We start from the raw sequence: 18,465 nt of genomic DNA on the forward strand, positions 1-18,465 counted from the left end.
ACGCCTGGCGATCGCCATGGCCACCGCGAGCGTGCTCGTGCTCTCCGGCTGTTTCTCCGACGGAGGGTCGGCTGGGGCCACCGACGACTCGCTGGGACCGCCCCTCAAGGTCACCCAGATCGGCTTCCCCAACGAGATCGCCCTGGTCTGGGCGCTGAACAAGGGGATCTTCGCCAAGCACGGCATCGCCGTCGAGCCGGTCACCCTCGCCTCCGCCGCCTCGGCTGTCGCCGCAGCCGACTCCGGCCAGGTCGACCTGGCCTTCTCCGGCGGCTGGGGTGCCATCGTGGCCGCCTCGCAGGGCGTGAAGGTCAAGATCGTGATGGGGGCGTACTTCAACCCCACGCCGCCGGACCCGGAGCGCAGCCGAGGGGTGTTCGCCTCCACCAAGAGCGGGGCGAAGGCCTACTGCGACCTGGTGGGCAAGACCGTCGGGGTGACCGAGCTCAACGGCCCCGGCCAGGTCTACACCAGTGCCGCCGTCCGCAAGGCCGGCTGCGACGACACGAAGATCAAGTACGTGAACATCCCGAGCGCCCAGATGGCCACCTCCCTGGAGGGCGGCGCGGTGGACGCGATCAACGCCAGCGGGGCGATCGGACAGACCCTCGTGCGCAACGGTGGGGCCGTCTGGCTCGGTGAGCCGTACGCCGACGTCCAGGGGCGGATCAACTACGCCAACTACGTCGGGTCGGAGAAGTTCGTCGCCGAGAACGGCGACCGGATCGAGAAGTTCCGGGCCGCCATGGACGAGTCGATCAGCCAGATCAAGGACCCGGCCAACGAGGCGGAGTGGCAGACCATGGCCGCCGAGTTCGGTAAGACCACCGTGGAGGCGATCCGGGCCAGCCAGTTCGAGGAGCTGTCCAGCGAGGTGGACGCCTCGGCGCTGCAGACCATGGCCGACATCGCGTACGAGTTCGGTGCGATCAGCCAGAAGGTGGACACGTCCGGCCTGATCTACGAGCGAGCGTGATGGGCGCCCTCCGCAACGGGCTTCGTCGCGGACAGCCGGTGATCTGGGGAGCGGCAGGCCTCGGTCTCCTGGTCACCGGCTGGGCCGCCGTCGTGTGGGCCGAGGTGGTACCCGCGTCCGGGCTGCCGAGCCCGGCCGCGGTCGCCCAGGCGTTCTGGGGCCTGCTCAACGACGCCGACTTCGTCCGTGAATACCTCGACACCCTCGCCACCTGGGCGGTCAGCCTCGGTCTCGCGGCCGCCATCAGCATCCCGTTGGGACTCCTGATCGGGTACGTCGAGCCGTTGGCCCGGGCGAGTTCCCTGGTGATCGACATCGGACGGGCGATGCCCGTCGTGACCCTGATCCCGGTGGCGATCGTGCTCATCGGCCTCGGTCCGCAGATGAAGATCTCGGTGGTGACCTTCTCGGTCTTCTGGATCATCCTGGTCAACACCATCTACGGCGTACGCAGCGTCGAACCCCTCGCCCTGAAGGTCGCCCAGGCGCTGAAGTTCGGCCGCCTGGAGACGATGCGCCGGGTGCTGCTGCCGACCACCCTGCCGTACGTGGTGACCGGCATCCGGGTCGCCACCGGCATCGCGTTCGTCGTGACCCTGAGCGCGGAACTGCTCGGGGCCACCACCGGCGTCGGCACGGTGCTGGTCAGCTACCAGGAGGCGCAACGGGCCGACTCCGTCTACGCAGGGGTGTTGGCGGTGAGCATCACCGGCATGGTGCTCAACATCGCTGCCCAACTGACCGAGCGACGCCTCATCCGCTGGCGCCCGTCGACACAGGAGTAGACAGTGCGCAGGATCATCGTCAGAGTTGTCTCCTACGTATGGCTCGTGGTCGCGTTGGTGCTCGTGGCCGAGGTGCTGCTGCGGTGGCGGGACTCCTCGTTCACCCCACCGCCGAGCCGGGTCGCGGGCGCCTTCCTCGACCTGTGGTGGAGCGGACCGGCACACCGGCTCTTCGCCTCCGACGAGTTCGTCGCGGACGTCGGCTCGAGCATGTTCCGGCTCGCGATCGGCTACGCCCTCGCGGTGGTGGTGGGTGTCGTCGTCGGGGTGGCGTTGGGGCGGAGTCGACGCCTGGAGTGGTTGTTCGCACCGATCGTCCGGCTCGGCGTCGCCACACCGGCGGTGGTGCTCATCCCGATCGCGATCGTGCTGCTCGGGATCAACGACCGGATGCCGATCTTCGTCATCGCGTTCGGTTCGATCTGGCCGGTCATCTTCAACGCGATGGACGGGGTGGCCGGGGTCGACCGACTGGCCCTCAACAGCGCGCGGGCGATCGGGCTGCGGCGCGTGGACAGGTACCGGTTCGTCGTGCTCCCCGCGGCGCTGCCGCGCATCCTGACCGGCGCGCGGGTCAGCCTGGGCATCGCCGTCGTCCTGATGGTCAGCTCCGAGCTGTACGCCTCCACCTCCGGGGTCGGCTACCAGATCCTGCTCCAGCAGTACCGGTTCGACACCCCCAAGATGTTCGCCGGCGTGGTGATGGCGTGCGCGATCGGCATCCTTTTCAACGCACTCTTCGGCCTGTACGAGCGATGGGCGCTCCGCGGGCGGCCGACGGTAGGGAGATAGACATGAGCGACGCGGGTACGGATTCGGCCGCGCTGGTCGTGGAGGGGCTCACCAAGACGTACACCACCAACGGCGTCGACCATCTGGCCATCGAGAAGGTGGATCTGCACGTCGACGCCGGTGAGTTCGTGTCCATCGTGGGGCCGTCGGGCAGTGGCAAGACCACGCTGCTCAACTGCATCTCCGGACTGCTACGGCCCAGCGGCGGCCAGGTCCGCACGTTCGGCACGCCCATCGGTGACGGCCCGTCCGAGGACATGGCGATCGTGTTCCAGGACTACAGCAGGTCGCTGTTCCCGTGGCTCACCGTCGAACGGAACATCGGACTGCCGATGCGGCGGACCGGGGCGAGCCGCGCCAGTGTGGCCAGCGCGGTGGACAGCCTGCTGGAGGCGGTCGGGCTGCCCCGGTCGGTGATCGGCAAGTACCCGTGGCAGCTCTCTGGCGGCATGCAGCAGCGGGTGGCCATCGCGCGGGCGCTGATCAACAAGCCGAAGATCCTGTTGATGGACGAGCCGTTCGCCTCCGTCGACGCGCAGACCCGGATCAGCCTGGAGGACCTCACCCTCCGGGTGTGGCGGGAGTGGAACAAGTCCGTCCTGTTCATCACGCACGACATCGACGAGGCCGTCTACCTCTCGGACCGGGTGGTGGTGCTCAGCAAGGGGCCGTCGACGGTGAAGGCGAACGTCGACGTGGCGCTGCCCCGCGACCGCGACCAGATCCTGACCAAGCAGGAACCGCTGTTCGGCAAGCTCCGCAGTGAGGTGATGGACCTCGTCATGGGTCAGTGACCGACCCTGCACCACCACCGCGCCGAAGGCCGGGTGACACCTCGTGTCGCCCGGCCTTCGGCGTCGTCGCGTACGGGGACGGCGCTGATGTGTTCCGGGCAGATGTCGCTGCGGTCACGACTTGACGAACGGATTGTTATCGCTCACAGTCGATACTCAAGGACGTCGATTCCTACGGCTTTCCGGGCAAGCCGATGTCGTCGGACCTCGGGTCGGGCGTGCGGCGGGGCAAACGTACGCCGTGTGATCGGTAACAGAACCCCCCTCACGCCCGACCCTCCCCTCGCGGCACGCCCCGCATCGGGCGCACCGCTCGAATCTCGATCGGGAAAGAGGAGATATGCCTGTCACAGGGATGTTCTCGTCACTCGCACCGCGATCGCGGCGGCGGTGGCTGCCGCGGGTCCTGGCCGTCGGCGCAGCGACGGTCCTGACCGGTGGGGTCGCCGTCGCGGTGGTGTCGACGCCCGCCTCCGCGGCGACCGTCGACACCAGCGCCTGGTACGTGCTGGTCAACCGCAACAGCGGCAAGGCACTGGACGTGTACAACCTCGCCACCTCCGACGGGGCGCGGATCACCCAGTGGACCCGCAACAACGGCAACCAGCAGCAGTGGCAGTTCGTCGACTCCGGGGGCGGCTACTACCGGCTGAAGTCACGCCTGTCCGGCAAGGTGCTCGACGTCTACAACTGGTCGACGGCCAACGGCGCGGGAATCGTCCAGTGGTCCGACAGCAACGGGGCCAACCAGCAGTTCCGCCTCGCGGACTCGGCCGGTGGCCACGTCCGGCTGATCAACCGCAACAGCAACAGGGCCGTCGAGGTCCAGGGCGCCTCCACCGCCGACGGTGCCAACGTCGTGCAGTACGACGACTGGGACGGCACCAACCAGCAGTGGCAACTCGTCCGGGTCGACGGTGGGACCACCCCCACCACGCCGCCGACGACCCCACCCGGCGGCACCTGCGGGCTGCCCTCGACGTACCGGTGGAACTCGACGGGTCCGCTGGCCCAGCCGAGATCCGGATGGGTCTCGCTGAAGGACTTCACCCACGCCCCGTACAACGGCAGGCACCTGGTCTACGCCACCACCCACGACACCGGCACCACGTGGGGGTCGATGAACTTCGGCCTCTTCACCAACTGGTCCGACATGGGCTCGGCCGGCCAGAACCAGATGCCGTTCTCCGCCGTCGCGCCCAGCCTCTTCTACTTCGCCCCGAAGAACACGTGGGTGCTCGCGTACCAGTGGGGTGGTCCCGCCTTCTCCTACCGGACGTCGAGCGACCCCACGAACGTCAACTCGTGGTCGTCGGCGCAGACCCTCTTCACCGGAAGCATCTCCAACTCCGGCACCGGGCCGATCGACCAGGCCCTCATCGGTGACGGCACGAACATGTACCTGTTCTTCGCCGGGGACAACGGCCGGATCTACCGGGCCAGCATGCCCATCGGCAACTTCCCGGGCAGCTTCGGGTCGAACTACACCACGATCATGACCGACACCACGAACAACCTGTTCGAAGGCGTCCAGGTCTACAAGCTCCAGGGCGAGAACCGGTACCTCATGCTCGTCGAGGCCATCGGTGCGCAGGGCCGCTACTTCCGCTCCTTCACCGCCACCAGCCTGGGCGGCACGTGGACCCCGCAGGCCGCCTCCGAGAGCAACCCCTTCGCCGGCAAGGCCAACAGCGGTGCCACCTGGACCAACGACATCAGCCACGGCGAACTCATCCGCACCAACGCCGACCAGACCATGACCGTCGACCCCTGCAACCTGCAGCTGCTCTACCAGGGACGTGACCCCAACTCCGGCGGCGACTACGGCCGCCTGCCGTACCGGCCGGGTGTGCTGACCCTGCGCCGCTGACGCCCGACCGGGTCCGGCAGCCCCCGACCGTCCAGGGCCGGACCCGGTGAACCTCCCCTCCGCTCCCGGTCGGACCGGGTGGCAGCCCGGCGGCGGTGGGCTCGGTGCACGACCGAGCCCACCGCCGCCACGGGTGTCCGGCGGGGTCGGGCACACCGCCGCCCGGCCCGCCACCCGTCCCTACTGCCTGCGTGTCGTCGGCGTCCGAGCCGAGGTCGCCGACGGCGGTGTTTGAACCGGTCCCCCACCGGGGGACAGAACCCGCAGCCACCCCGACGAAGGCAGCCCTCCGCCGGCGGCGCGACTCCGATCGAGCACAGGCACCGACCGGCGACCGAAGGGAACGACCCGATGACCCAGGACCCCCACCACCCGCCTGGCGGCACCGAGACCCCGCCCGGGGCGCACCGGTCCCCGACCCTCGCGGAGAACCTCCTGCTCCTGCTCTTCCAGCCGGACGCCGGCCTGCGCTCCGGCACCGGTGCCATCGCGGGCGAGAACACCCTCTTCTACACCCTCGCGGGAGCCGTCCTCGCCGACCTCACCCTCGGCGACCACGTCCAGACCGAGACCAGTTGGGGGACGACGCGGGTGGAGGCCGTCGCACACCGCCCACCGGCGGACACCATCCTCCGATCCGCCTGGGAGTACCTCTCCCCCAAACCCCGAGCCGTCCAGACCGTCCTGGCGACGATCGGGCCGAAGCTTCGCGGCCCCCTGCTGGACAGGCTCGTCGAACGCGGCGACATCCACCGCACCCACCGCAAGATGCTCGGCCTGTTCAAGACCGAGGCCCTCGAAGACGGCGGCACCGGACGCCGGGACCGCCTCGTGGCCGACGTCCGCGCGGTCCTCGTCGACGGCGCACCCGCCCGACCCCGCGTCGCCGCGCTCGCCGCCCTGCTCTCGGGCAGCGGCACCCTCCCCCAGTTCGACCCGGAGATCCCCTGGACCTCGCCGGTGATCGCCCGCGCCAAGGAGTTCGAGCAGGGCAACTGGGGAGCCGGAGCAGCCGCCGACGCCGTCGCGCTCACCATGGCTGCCGCCATCGCCACCACCGTCGTGACCGCCACCGTCCCCCGCCCCTGACCCACACCGGCCGCCCGTTCCACAGTCCACCCGGGAGACCGCAGGCGCCCCGACGCCGGCGGGTCAGGTCCAGTAGAGGACCCGGGCGGCGGGCACCGTCTGCGCCAGCTCCCGCTCGAACCAGGTACGCAGCTCGGCCGTCAGGGCGGGCGGGTAGACGTACTTCACCGCCCCGAACCGGCCGAACTTGCGACGACGGGACTCCTCGTCCATCTCCAGGCGGGTTCGGGGATACCAGCCGAGCAGCACCTCCTTGCTCCCCGGGGTGAACCGGTGGGTGATCAACTCGACGGTCAGGTCCAGCCCGTCGACCCCGACGACGGCAGCCCGTACCCGGTCGAGCAGCGCGCCGTACTCCCCCCGCCAGTCGGGGACCGGCATGATCGGGGCGACGGTCAGCCCGACGGGGTATCCGTCGAGGGCCAGCCGACGGAGGGCTTCGAGACGGTCGGCCACCGGTGCGGTGCCGCCCTCCAGACGTCCGCTGACCGCCTCGGCGTTGACGCTGAACCGCACCCGCGTACGCCCCCGGTGCGGCACCCCGACGAACGAGCCCACGTCGGCGTACTTGGTGGTCCACCGCAACTGCACCGGCGCGTCCCACTGCCCGAAGTGTTCGACGGTCCGCAGCCAGCTGCCGGTGAGATACTCGACGGCGAGCGGGTCGGTGTAACAGGAGGCCTCGAAGGTGGTGCCCTCCCCCGCCCGCACCGCGCTGCGACTGGTCACCGTTCCCCGGCCGACGTAGTCGGCCAGCCCCGCGAGGATGTCGTCGAGGTCGGCGTAGACGCGGGTCACCGGCGGGCCGGAGAGGGATCCGGCGAGGTAGCAGTACTGGCAGTGCGCCGGACAGCCCTCGGCCAGGTCCACCCGCCAGTCCGCGCTCGGCGCGATGGGTCGCAACGCCCGCCGCGACGCAGGGCTGACCACGATCGCCAGGGTCGACTTCGCCCGCGCGTAGGTCTCCCGGTCGGTGTCACCCCGGACGCCGGTCACCCGGTTGGCGCGCAGCCGCTCCACCTCGAAACCGAGCCCCTCGACCCGGTCCACGATCCGACGCCCGTGCGGGTGGTCGAACGCCGCCGGTACGGCCACCACCCTGCGCGGCGTCCACCGCCGCGCCGGTCGGGCGGGCGGTGCCAGTCCGGCCAGGTCACGGATCGTCACCTGCTCGCCGCTGGCGTCGTGTGGCGCAGCAGGCGCGTCCACCGCCAGCGGCTCGTCGACCTCCACCGCGTCGTCGTCCCGCCTCACCCGGCCCGGGTACCCGCTGGGACGCCGACCGCACCTCGGCGGCCGTCCGTCCCGTGGCCTCGTGCTTCCGTTCCATGGCCTCGGCGTCCGTCCGTCCGGTGGCCTCGGGGTCCGTCCGTCCGGTGGCCTCGCGGCCGTCGCGCCCCGACCGTCACCCGTTCGAGGGACCGAGCCGACCCGCCACCTCCCGCCCGACCCTGCCGGAGGTGCTGGTCACGGACTGGAAGGCGCCGTCGAAGAAGAGCAGCGCGGCGTCCCCTCCGGTACGCGCCGACGTCAGCACCTCACCGACGAAGATCGAATGGTCACCGCTGACGTAGGCGTCGACCACCTCGCACTCCAGCCAGGCCAGCGCGCCGACGAGCAGCGGGGCGCGGGTGGCCGGACCCGGACGGCAGTCGACGGCGTCGAACTGGGCGGAACCCAACCTCCGGTTCTTGTCAGCGAAGTGTCGCGCCGTGTCCACCTGACCGGCCGACATGATCGAGACGCCGAACCGGCCCTCGGCGGTGAGCGCCCGGTGCATCACGGCCGTGTGCGCGACGCAGCAGAGGACCTGGGGCGGGTCGAGCGACACGGCGCTGAACGCGTTCGCCGTCATGCCGTGCACGTGGGACCCGCCGACGGTGAGCACGACGACGCCGGTGGCGAACCGAGCCATCACCTCGCGCAGCGACGCCGGCACAGCACCCGACGGCTCCGGGGCCGCCAGGTGGACCGGAGGACGGGGCGACCGCCCGGTGCTGGACACATGACTTCCCTTCGTCGAACCGACTGTCGGACGGGGCGGCGACGCCGGACGGGTCCCCGCCGGGCAGGACGGCGCCGGGGCGTCCGTCAGGGAACCGGACGGATGCTGCTCAGCCCGCGTCCAGGAGTCGCCGTTCGGCCTCCGGGGACCAGAGCGGATCCAGGTCCCGGCACGCCGCGACACCCTCGTCGGTGCACATCCAGGCCCACGTGTCGGCCACCGTGTCGCGCAGCGGGCGCTGCACGAGCCCGTGCCGGGCCGCCTTCGCCGCCGCGCCACGGTGCACCCCGGCGTGCTCCGGGCCGGGCGGGAACCAACCGGGCAGGTCGGTCCAGGGTTCTACCCCCGCTGCGGCGAAGGCCGCCGGTTCACGCCACTGCAGGGTGCTCCGGCCACCGGTGATCTCCACACCCAGCCCCAGCAGCTCACCGGTCGTCGTCCCGTCCGGTGGGCCGACGGCGTCGAAGACCCCGCCGAGTCCCTCCGCCGCAGCCCGCCACGTCCACGCCGCCAGGTCCCGGGCGTCGACGTACTGCCAGTCCAGGTCCGCGGGCCCGGGCACCGGTACGGGGCCCCCGGCGGCCAGCCGGGCCAGCCACCGGGGCAGGCGGCGGGTGTTCTCGCGCGGCCCGACCAGCATCCCGACGCGCAGGAGCAGCGCCCGTGCGCCGAAGGCCTGCTCGACGGCGAGTTCCGAGAGCAGCTTGCTCTCGGCGTAGCCGACGTCCTCCGGGTCGTCGCCGGTGGGCAGGTCGACCACCGGGGCGTCCTCGTCGGCACCGTCCGCCGCCGGCCAGGCGTAGACCGAACGGCTTGACACGTAGACGTACCTGTCGGCCCGGTCGCGCAGTGCGGCGGCGGACCGGCGGACCTCGGCCGGGCCGCCGGACCAGGTGTCGACGACGACGTCCCACCGCCGGTCGGTCAACAGCTCCTCGACCTCGGCCCAGGAGCCCGGATCCGTCCGGTCGCCACGGAGGGCGGTCACGCCCGGCGGCGGCTCGTGGTCGCCACGGTGGGCGACTGTCACCCGGGCACCCCGACGGATCCCCTCCTCGGCCACCGCCCGTCCCAGGAACTGGGTCCCGCCGAGCACCAACAGCGTCGTCACACCGTCACCGCCGACCGGGGCCGGGCCTGGTAGGCCGGGTCGATCAGCACCCGCTCGCGGTAGGCGGCGAACCGTTCGGCGATCTCCCGGGCCCGGCCCTCCGCCTCCGCCAACCGCATCCGGGTGCAGTGGTAGCCGAGTTCCCGGGCGAGGACGTCGGCCGCCTCCGGTTCGAAGTCGACGGTACCGGCGTCGTCGATCCCGGTGATGCCGTCGCAGCGCTGCCCGCTGAGGTTGACCGCCACGGCCTCCGCCTCGCCGACACCGGGCGGCAGCACCACGTCGACGCCGGAGGGCGACAGCGCCACCGGATATCCGCCGACCCGCCCCAGCGGACCCGGGGCGTGCACTGTCGCCTCCCGCCCGTCGAGCAGCGGGGCGAGGACGCTGAGGGCGGACGCCGCCGTCATCACCTGCCCGTCGCGGCCCCCGGTGCGTCGGTACCGGCCGGGCAGGGCACCGAGCACCTCGGTCAGGTCCAACCGGTCGGTGACGTCACTGCCGTCGAGGAGGACCCGCAGGATCATCCCGGCGGGGCCGCTGTCGCCGGTACGGGACAGCCGGTGCGAGACGTAGTGGTGCGCGACGAGCCTGACCTCCACCCGGCGGACCTGCACGCCCAACAGGTCGGCGGCGGCGCTCCGGATCCCCGGCACGTTGTTCGCGACGTTGCCGATGCCGACGTGCGGCGACAGGCCGACGCCCGCCAGCGCGGGGTGAACCGCGTCGGGGAACGCGGCGTTGACCACCACGGCGTCGCTGCGGGCGGCCCGGACGGCGCGCATCGCCCACAGCACCGGGACCAGGTGCATCGGCAGCCAGGGACCGAAGTTGGCCTGGTAGAGCCGCTCGAAGGCGGGCTGCGGGAGGGTGGAGATCACCCACCACGACTGCAGACTGGCGGTCAGGAAGATGACGTCCGGCTGGAACGCGCTGATCGTCGCGGCGGTCCGGTCGACGTCGGACAGGTCACCGACGGCGTGGGAGACCACGTTGCGGTGGCCGGTCTGCAGGGAGCTCAGGGCGGCCAGGTTCGCCGCGCGTAGCGTCGCCTCACCGTCCCGCCCGACCAGCCGGAGTTCGCGTCCCGAACCGCTCGACGCCAGGCCCTGCAGGACCCGGCTGCCCAGGTCACCGGCGCCGATCACCATCGCCCTACGGGTGTCAACCATCGTGTGAGATCTCCTGACGCGTACCGGCACGAGGACTGGGGACATGCGAGATCAGGGCCGGGAGGTCGGCCATCTTCGCGAAGGAGGTCAGACCGTCGACCGCGGTGCCGGGCGGCAGGTACGGACTGATCGCGGCCGGGTCGGCAGGGGAGCCGTCCGGGCCGTACCGCAGCACCGGCATGCCCGCCGCGATCGCGGCGGCCACCCCGACGGGGCTGTCCTCCACCACCACACACGAGGCGGGCGGTACGCCGCACTCCCGGGCGGCCGACAGGAACAGGTCGGGGGCGGGCTTCCAGCTGCCGATGTCGTACGCGGAGAAGAGCCGGTCACCGAAGGCCCAGGCGATCCCGGCCGCCTCCACCCGCCGACGGATCAACTCCCGGGGGCTGTTGGAGGCGACACACATCAGCCGGTCCACGGCGGTGACGACCTCGCGTACCCCGTCGATCGGTTCCAGGTGATCGCCGATCAGCTCCTCACAGCGGGCCCGTACCAGCTCCACCGCCCCCGGTGGCGGAGGCGCACCGGCCCGCTCGGAGATCGCGTCGATGCAGTCGGCCATCCGCTTGCCGGCGAACAGGTCGGCGGCCTCGTCGCCGCCGAGCCGCACCCCCATCAGCCGGGCCAGGTGTCCGAGCGCCCCGGTCTCGGCGGCCTGGGTGTCCACCAGGACGCCGTCCAGGTCGAAGATGACCAGCTCCGGGGCGGTCACCGCTGCGCTCCCAGCGGCGGGGCGTCGGTGACGCCCACGGCGTCCCGGGCGGTGAACCTGTCGGTGAGCGCCCGGCGGTCGATCTTGCCGTTGTCGTTGAGCGGCATCGCGGGCAGGTGTTCCAGCCGGGTGGGCACCATGTGGATCGGCAGTTCGTGGCGCAGCCACCTGTCGAGTTCGGCGGCCGTCACCCCGGGGCCGGTGTGCACCCCGACCAGCCGGGTGTCGTCGTCGACCCGGATCGCCACCACAGCGGCGTCGGTGACCGCCGGGTGGCGGTGGATCGCGGCCTCCACCTCGCCGATCTCGATCCGGTGTCCCATCACCTTGACCTGGTGGTCCAGGCGGCCCCGGTGGACCAGGTCGACGCCCTCACGGGTGACCCGGTCGCCGGTGCGGTACCAGTCGTCGGGGGACGGTACCCGGCCGGGCGGGCACGGGAGGGCCGGGCCGGTGCCCTCGTACGTCACGAACCGGCCATCGTTCTCCGCCGGGTCGAGATACCCGTCGAACCGCTGCCACCCCCGCAGGCACAGCTCCCCGTCGTCGACCGGGTTGCCGTCCGGGTCGATGACCAGAGCCTCCATCCCCGGGTACACGACCCCGATCGGGAGTGTGTCGTTGTCGGCAGCCGTCCAGCCCGTCGGATCGCCGGTCAGCCGGAACTCGGTGCAGTTCACCACCGCCTCGGTGGGGCCGTACAGGTTGTAGATGTCGGTGTTCGGGGCGACCGTACGCCACAGCCGGGCGTGCTTGAGGGTGACCGGTTCGGCCCCGAAGAGGCTGTGCCGCAACGACGTCGCGGCACCCGTCGGCAGGTTGCCCAGGTGCTGTGCCACCCGGACCGCCGACGGCACGGAGAACCAGTGTGTCAGCTGGTGGTGGACGATGAAGTCGACCGGCTGGAACAGCTCCTCGCGGCTCGGCACGACGAGGGTGGCGCCCGCCCCCCAGGTCATGAAGGTCGCCCCCACGGAGGCGTCGAAGGTCAACCCGAACGTCTGTGACACCCGGCAGTCCGGGCCGATCTCGAACCGGTCCAGGTTGTGCGCGAGGTACGGCGAGATGTGCCGGTGCCTGAACGGCACCCCCTTCGGCACACCTGCGGTGCCGGAGGTGAACAGCAGGTACGCCTCGGCGTCGGCGTCGGCGACCACCGGCGGCAACCCGTCCACGTCGGGGTCCTCCCCCGGGTCGGTGTCGCCGAGGACGAGGGTCGACGGCCGGAACCGGCGTGGTAGGTCCTGGAACGGGTCACGGACCTCCCGGTCCACGAGGGCCACCTCGACCCCGGCCCGTTGGGCGATGTCGATGTTGCGGTGACTCGGGTGGTCCGGGTTCAGCGGCACGACTGTGGCACCGAGCCGTTGGGCGGCCAGGATTCCCGCGTACGCGCAGGCGGCGGTGCGGGGCGCCACCAGGGCGATCCGGGTCGGCGGGCGGTCACGCCCGGCCATGACGTCGGCCGCGACGGCCAGCGCCCGCCGCCGCAGTCGGGCGTAGCTGAGCGTGGTCTCGCCCACCTTCAGCGCCGTGGCCTCCGGGAACCGGCGGGCCGACTCCTCGAACCACTGGTACAGCGTCCGTTTCAGCATGACCTCTCCAAGATCCGAATTGGTGCTGTGGTCCGTCCCGGCCACCTGTCACCGGCCCCGGCGGACGTGTGCGTACCGGCGGGCCTCGCCCCGGTTCACCGCAGGCGGGGGCGCGGCCACCGGTCGACCCAGCGCCTCGGCCATCGCCCGGATCGTCGGGTGGCTGAACAGGTCCGTCAGCGACACCTCGGTCTCCAGCGCGGTCCGCAGCTCGTCGCGCAACCTGATCAGCAGCAGGGAGTTGCCACCGGCGTCGAAGAAGTTCAGGTTCACCGGTACGGCCCGTCCGAGGACCCTCTCCCAGGCCGCCGCGATCACCCGCCGGTCCGCCGCCCGTGGCTCCGCCGCGTCCACCGTGGCATCCGCCACCGCCACTGCCCGCTCGATCCCGTCATGGTCGGTGGGCACCGTCTCCCCCACCACGATCCGGTCCGGCCGCAGATAGCCGGGGAGGCGTGCGGCCAGGTGGACGGCGAGGGCACCGGGTTCGACACCGGCGGCGGTACGGGCGACGAGCGCGAGCAGTGTCGGCTCGCCCCGCTCGGGACGCCACTGCAGCACCCTGGCCGCGCCGACCCCGGGATGTTCCAGCAGCGCGTCCTCGACCGGCCCCGGATCCACCCGCATCCCCTGACGCAGCACCGGGTCGCGGGCGTCGCCGAGGAGTTCGAGACGGCCGTCCACCGCGAGGCGGGCGAGCCGTCCGGTGGCGAACCGGCGCGCCCCCGGGCGACCGGCCAGCGGGTCCGGCCGGAACGTGGCCTCGGTGGACTCCTCGTCGAGGTGACCGTCGGCGATCAGGTCCCCGCCGAGGAACAGCTCGCCCACCGCGCCCGGCGGCACCGGCGTACCGTCCGGCCCGAGCACGTACGCCCGGCACCCCGGCCGGGGGCGGCCGTCGAACAACGCCAGCCCACCCGTGGCGAGCGGGCCGAACACCTGGTGCACCGCCCACGACCGGTGCTCGTCCGCCGACGGGGCCGGCACGAGCGTGCCACCAGCAGTCGTGCCCAGCAACGCCTCGATCACGACGCCGATCGAGGCCGTCGAGCTGACCAGCGGCACCCGGACCGGCGACGACGCGACCTCGCGCCGCAGGGTACGCACCACCACCGAGACGACGTCGCCGGACAGGACGACGGCCTGCTGCTCCGCGTCCTCGTCGTACGCCACGAACGCGGCCCCGCCGGGCCAGACGCCGAGGCCGTCCGGGCCGGTGTCGGTGTCGGTGCCTGTGTCGGTGCCGCCCGGGCCGGAGCCGACGTCGTCCAGGACGAGCACGTCGACCCGGGACCTGTCGAACAGCCGGGCCGCCTGCGCGTCGGCGAGCACCACCCGGAAACCCGCCTCGGACTGGGCGTTGCGCAGCTCGAAGGAGTGCCACCCGGGATCGAGCAACACGCCGCGCACCCCCGTCCGGATCACCGCGAGCAGGGCCGCCACCAGGGCACCCGACGGCTCGCCGCAGAAGGCGACCGGATCGCCGGGCCGGACCCCGGCCGCCGCGAGCCGCCGCGTGGTGGCGGCGACCGCGGCGACCAGGCCCCGACAGGTGAGTTCGGGCTCCGTTGCGGTCGCCGCGACGACCATCGCGTCGGGTGTCGCCGTCGCCCGGTCGAGGACCGAGGCGACGAGGTCGGGCAGCGTGACCGGACCGGAGTCCGGCAGCGCGACCGGACGGTTCGGCTCGTCCACCGCCGCCCGCAGTTCGTCCCCGCCGAGTCGCCCCAGCTGTGACACCGTCGCGTCCGGGTCGACGGCGATCCCCGCGAGCACCGAGGTCATCCGGTCCGCGACCCGGGCGAGGTCGGCCTCGGCGAAGAGGTCGCGCCGGTAGTCGAGGTCCACCCGCAGGCCCCCGGCGGTGTCGGTGCAGACCACCGACAGGTCGACCTTCATGGTGGCCGGGGCGAACTCGGTGACGGTGAACCGCAGGTCACCGGCGCTGTGCGCCGCCCGCTCACCGGAGTAGGCGAACATCACCTGGTAGAGCTGGTTGTAGGCGGGGTCCCGGGGCACCCCGAGGGTCCGTACGACAGCGTCGAACGGCAGCTCGGGGTGTTCGTGGGCGTCGAGGAGGTCCCCGCGTACCGCACCCAGCAGGGTACGGAACGACGGATCGGCGCTCAGGTCGCTGCGCAGGACGACCGGCCGGGCCAGGTAACCGACGACGCCGTGGCTCTCGGTGTGGTCACGGCCCGCCATCGCCACCCCGGTCAGCACGTCGGCGCTGCCGTAGTGGCTGAGCACGACGTCGCAGACGGCTTTGAGCAGGATGAACATCGTCACCCGACGGGATCGGGCGAGCTGCCGAAGCTGTTCCACGAGGTCCGGCGGCACCGTCCTGGTGTAGCGGGCGGCGGCGTGGTCGGTGGTCACCGGGCGCACCCGCCCGCTGGGCAGCACCACCGCCGCCGGGGCCCCCGCCAGCCGGGCGGACCAGAACTCGACGTCCGCGTCGGGTGACCGGCCCGCGTCGCGCCGGGCGAGATGTCCGGCGTAGTCCGGGGGCGGCCCGGTGAACGCCCGCTCCGGATCGCCCCCGGCCCCGTACAGCGCGGCCAGCTCGGCGACGAACAGGTCCAACGACCAGCCGTCGAAGACGAGGTGGTGCACGGTGACGGCGAGCCGGTGCCGCCTGCGGCCCAACCGGATCAGCTGGACCCGCAGCGGCGGCCCGGCGGCCAGGTCGAAGGGGGCGCGTCCGACGGCGTCGACCTCCCGGTCGGCCGTCGCCTCGTCCGGGGCGTCGAGCACCGCACCCCGGAACCAGTCCAGGGCGACCTCCTCGGCGGGCGGGACGACCAGGCAGACCCGGCCGTCCTGCCAGGCCACCCGGGCGCGCAGCGCGGCGTGCCGGGCCACCAGCAGTTCGAGGCAGGCGTGCAGCAGGGCCTCGTCGAGCGGGCCGTCGAGACCGACGACGAAGGGGATGTGGAAGAACGGGTCACCCCGGCGGATCTCCGTCGAGGTCCAGAGCCGCTCCTGCGCCGGTGACAGCGGTACGACGGTGTGGCCCACTCAGATCTGCCCACCCTCGTCCACGATCTCGGGCAACGGTCGACCGGCCCGGACCTGCGCCAGGATGCGGGCCTCGGCGTTCTCCACGGCCACCGCCTTCGTCAGGACCTCCAGGAGGATCTCGTCGGCGATCACGACGGTGCCGTTCCCGTCGGTGAACACCCAGTCGCCGGTGACGATCCGTACGTCGCCGATCCGGCACTCGGTGCCGGTGGCGGCGACCCGGTAGGCGCCCTGGGTGTCGGTCGGGGTGAAGTTGCTGGCGACCACCGGTCGGTCCGCCGCCTCCACCACCGCCCGGTCCCGCACCGCGCCACCCAGCACGATCGCCTCGAAGCCGACCTGTTCCAGCAGGTAGGTCACCGACATCCCACCGGCCAGCGCGGCGTGCGTGACCAGGTCACCGGCCCCGCCGACGTAGATCCGCCCGGTGCCGTCGGTGACCTCCGGGACCAGGAAGTCGCGGACCTGCTGCCAGGTCCCCGGGGTCGGCTGGTGGATGGAGGCCTGCTTACGGACCTGCACCCAGGACACCGTGTACGCGGTCCCGTAGGCCAGGGCGGGTCGACCGGCCCGCTGCCGCAGCGCGACGGGCAGGACGGCGTCGGTGACGCCCATCCCGTCCAGGACGTCGACCAGTGCGCAGGTGCTCACCTGCACGTCACCGATCGTCTTCGCGACGATGTCGCGGGGCTCCGTCATGCGCGGCCTCCCGAGGTCAGGGCGGCGGCCGGGCCGAGGATCCCGGGTGGGGTGGGATCGGCGGGCGCGGCCGGCGGGGTGGAGTGGGTGAGAACGTGCGCGTCGTAGCGGCCGAGCAGATCGGTGGTGAGCGCGCCGGGGCTGCCGTCGCCGAACACGTGGTCCTCGACGGCCTGCACCGGCCGTACCCCGGCTGCGGTGCTGGTGAGGAAGACCTCGTCGGCGCCGAGCAGGTCGGACACGGTGAGGTCGGCCTCCCGTACCGGGACCCCCGCCTGGCGGGCCAGGTCGATGACGGTTCCCCGGGTGATGCCGGGCAGGCAGGCCCGGGTGGTCGGGGTGAGCAGCCCGCCGTCGCGGACCAGGAACACGTTCATGCTGGTGGCCTCCGCGAGGTGGCCACTGTCGTCGAGCATGATCGCGTCGGTGAAGCCCCGGGCCGTCGCCTCGTTGTGGGCCAGCTTGGCGATCAGGTAGCCACCGGCGGCCTTGGTGTGCGGCGGGAAGCTGTCCGGTGCCGGACGCCGCCGCCGGGCGACGGCCAACCGGACACCGCCTCCGCCCGGTGCCGGGTTGGCCCACGGCCACGCCAGGATCGCCAGGTGCGCCCGGTGTCGCTGGGTGCCGAGCCCGCTGAGGCCGTCGCCGAGGAAGGCCACCGGCCGCAGGTACGCCTCGGTCAACCCGTTCGCGGCGAGCACCTCGTGGTGTGCGGCGACGAGGGTGTCGTTGTCGTACCGGATGGGGATGTCCAGGGTGGCCGCGGAGCGCAGCAGCCGGTCGATGTGGGGTTGCAGGGCGAAGATCGACGCGGTCCCGCCGACGTCGAAGGAGCGCAGTCCCTCGAAGACGGCGTACCCGTAGTGCAGGCCGAAGGTGTTCAGGGTGGGCTCGGGGGTGACACCGGTGTGGACCCGACCGTCGAACCAGACCGACAGCTCAGCCATGCTGCTGCCGGTAGGTGCCGTTGGCGTGGATGCTGAACCCCATCGGCACCGGACCGAAGTCCCGCACCACCGGCAGGCCCACCTCGGCGGCGGCGACCGAGGTGGTCACGCAGGCGTCCGCCGCCCCGGCGGCGACGGTCAACGCGGCCCGCGCGTTGCTGTCGACGAAACTGATCTCCGGGGTCCACCCGTCGAGGAGGTTGACCGGGGCGGGATGCGACGCGACGGTCGGCACCGGCTTGGACATGTCACCGGCCACCACCATGTTGTGGGTCGGCATCACGAAGCACTCGACGAGGGTCAGCGCCCCGAGGTTGCGGAAGACGATGTGGTGCAGGTCCGGGTAGACCACGCAGCCGAGCAGGACGTGGGCGCCGGGGGCGGTGGTGACCACCTCGACGGCCTCCTCCAGCGTGCCGTACAGGGTCACCCGGTGGTCGTCGATCCGCTGCCGGTCGAGCCAGTGGTGGGCGGCGGCCTCACAGTTCGTGCCGGACGGGCCGAGGGTGTGGACGTGCACGTGGGATCGCATCGGCGTCACCGTTCCTCTATCCGGTAGTCGTCACGTACGGGGTGGAAGACGTCGAGGCAGCGCACGTCGGTGTGGGCCACCGCGGAGTGCTCGACCCCACCGGGGACCACGACGCTGTCCCCGGGTCCCATCACGAAGACCTCGCCGCCGACCCGCATCTCGAACGTGCCTTCCAGGCAGTTCACGATCTGCTCGTGCGGGTGACTGTGGCCGGGCACCTCGCTGCCGGCGGTGACGTCCCAGATCGCCACCGTCAGCCGGTCACCGTGGACGAACCGGCCGTGGTAGCCGGGGATGAGTTCGGCCGTGGTGCCGGTGGCGGGAGTGAAGTGCAGTTTCCTCGTGGTCATCCGGTTCCC

General features: G+C 72.1%; 17 protein-coding genes. 6 read left to right on the top strand and 11 right to left on the bottom strand.

Translation table 11 applies throughout. The annotated features are described in order from the left end of the window. The first annotated feature begins 16 nt into the window (after positions 1 to 16). The 6 genes from WHN02_RS21590 (at position 17) to WHN02_RS21615 (ending at position 6,306) form a co-directional block, all read left to right on the top strand. Positions 17 to 976 (top strand): ABC transporter substrate-binding protein, encoded by a 960-nt coding sequence (locus tag WHN02_RS21590; protein WP_434740519.1) that lies wholly within the window; start codon positions 17 to 19, stop codon positions 974 to 976. Beyond that, positions 976 to 1,761 carry an ABC transporter permease gene (locus WHN02_RS21595; protein WP_350899186.1) on the top strand — a complete coding sequence of 262 codons (786 nt, stop codon included), beginning with the start codon at positions 976 to 978 and terminating at the stop codon, positions 1,759 to 1,761. The genes WHN02_RS21590 and WHN02_RS21595 overlap by 1 nt, the downstream gene beginning before the upstream one ends. A 3-nt stretch (positions 1,762 to 1,764) precedes the next feature. Further along, positions 1,765 to 2,553, top strand: coding sequence for an ABC transporter permease (locus WHN02_RS21600; RefSeq protein WP_434740520.1), 789 nt, complete (start codon positions 1,765 to 1,767; stop codon positions 2,551 to 2,553). 2 nt (positions 2,554 to 2,555) lie between these two features. Then, the gene (locus WHN02_RS21605; RefSeq protein ID WP_434740521.1) at positions 2,556 to 3,347 is read left to right on the top strand and encodes an ABC transporter ATP-binding protein; all 792 of its coding nucleotides are present in this window, start codon (positions 2,556 to 2,558) and stop codon (positions 3,345 to 3,347) included. Between the two features lie 340 nt (positions 3,348 to 3,687). Then, positions 3,688 to 5,217 carry a non-reducing end alpha-L-arabinofuranosidase family hydrolase gene (locus WHN02_RS21610; protein WP_434740522.1) on the top strand — a complete coding sequence of 510 codons (1,530 nt, stop codon included), beginning with the start codon at positions 3,688 to 3,690 and terminating at the stop codon, positions 5,215 to 5,217. Positions 5,218 to 5,568: 351 nt separating this feature from the next. Further along, entirely contained in the window at positions 5,569 to 6,306 is a 738-nt protein-coding gene (locus tag WHN02_RS21615; protein ID WP_434740523.1) for a GOLPH3/VPS74 family protein, read from the top strand. A gap of 63 nt (positions 6,307 to 6,369) precedes the next feature. On the opposite strand, the gene WHN02_RS21620 is transcribed toward WHN02_RS21615, so the two are convergent. The 11 genes from WHN02_RS21620 to WHN02_RS21670 form a co-directional block, all read right to left on the bottom strand. Continuing rightward, positions 6,370 to 7,560 (bottom strand): spore photoproduct lyase family protein, encoded by a 1,191-nt coding sequence (locus WHN02_RS21620; RefSeq protein WP_434740524.1) that lies wholly within the window; start codon positions 7,558 to 7,560, stop codon positions 6,370 to 6,372. 151 nt (positions 7,561 to 7,711) lie between these two features. Next, positions 7,712 to 8,311, bottom strand: coding sequence for a flavin reductase family protein (locus WHN02_RS21625; protein ID WP_434740525.1), 600 nt, complete (start codon positions 8,309 to 8,311; stop codon positions 7,712 to 7,714). Positions 8,312 to 8,420: 109 nt separating this feature from the next. Continuing rightward, on the bottom strand, positions 8,421 to 9,422 hold the full coding sequence (locus tag WHN02_RS21630) for an NAD-dependent epimerase/dehydratase family protein (protein WP_434740526.1): 1,002 nt from the start codon (positions 9,420 to 9,422) through the stop codon (positions 8,421 to 8,423). Continuing rightward, positions 9,419 to 10,594, bottom strand: coding sequence for a hypothetical protein (locus WHN02_RS21635; RefSeq protein WP_434740527.1), 1,176 nt, complete (start codon positions 10,592 to 10,594; stop codon positions 9,419 to 9,421). Before WHN02_RS21635 ends, WHN02_RS21630 begins: the two co-directional genes overlap by 4 nt. Next, positions 10,587 to 11,309, bottom strand: a complete 723-nt coding sequence (locus WHN02_RS21640) for an HAD family hydrolase (protein ID WP_434740528.1) — start codon at positions 11,307 to 11,309, stop codon at positions 10,587 to 10,589. Before WHN02_RS21640 ends, WHN02_RS21635 begins: the two co-directional genes overlap by 8 nt. Beyond that, positions 11,306 to 12,904: an AMP-binding protein gene (locus WHN02_RS21645; protein ID WP_434740529.1), complete on the bottom strand. Its 1,599-nt coding sequence runs from the start codon at positions 12,902 to 12,904 to the stop codon at positions 11,306 to 11,308. The genes WHN02_RS21640 and WHN02_RS21645 overlap by 4 nt, the downstream gene beginning before the upstream one ends. A gap of 48 nt (positions 12,905 to 12,952) precedes the next feature. Beyond that, entirely contained in the window at positions 12,953 to 15,925 is a 2,973-nt protein-coding gene (locus tag WHN02_RS21650; RefSeq protein ID WP_434740530.1) for a condensation domain-containing protein, read from the bottom strand. Then, positions 15,926 to 16,627, bottom strand: coding sequence for a hypothetical protein (locus WHN02_RS21655; RefSeq protein WP_434740531.1), 702 nt, complete (start codon positions 16,625 to 16,627; stop codon positions 15,926 to 15,928). It lies immediately after the preceding gene. Then, positions 16,624 to 17,574 (bottom strand): aminotransferase class IV, encoded by a 951-nt coding sequence (locus tag WHN02_RS21660; RefSeq protein ID WP_434740532.1) that lies wholly within the window; start codon positions 17,572 to 17,574, stop codon positions 16,624 to 16,626. Before WHN02_RS21660 ends, WHN02_RS21655 begins: the two co-directional genes overlap by 4 nt. Continuing rightward, a complete protein-coding gene (locus WHN02_RS21665; RefSeq protein WP_434740533.1) occupies positions 17,567 to 18,106 on the bottom strand; it encodes a hypothetical protein in 540 nt (179 codons plus the stop codon). The genes WHN02_RS21660 and WHN02_RS21665 overlap by 8 nt, the downstream gene beginning before the upstream one ends. A gap of 5 nt (positions 18,107 to 18,111) precedes the next feature. Next, a complete protein-coding gene (locus WHN02_RS21670; protein WP_434740534.1) occupies positions 18,112 to 18,456 on the bottom strand; it encodes a cupin domain-containing protein in 345 nt (114 codons plus the stop codon). Positions 18,457 to 18,465: the final 9 nt, after the last annotated feature.

It is taken from the genome of Micromonospora sp. SH-82 (assembly GCF_051132485.1).
GTDB lineage: Bacteria > Actinomycetota > Actinomycetes > Mycobacteriales > Micromonosporaceae > Micromonospora.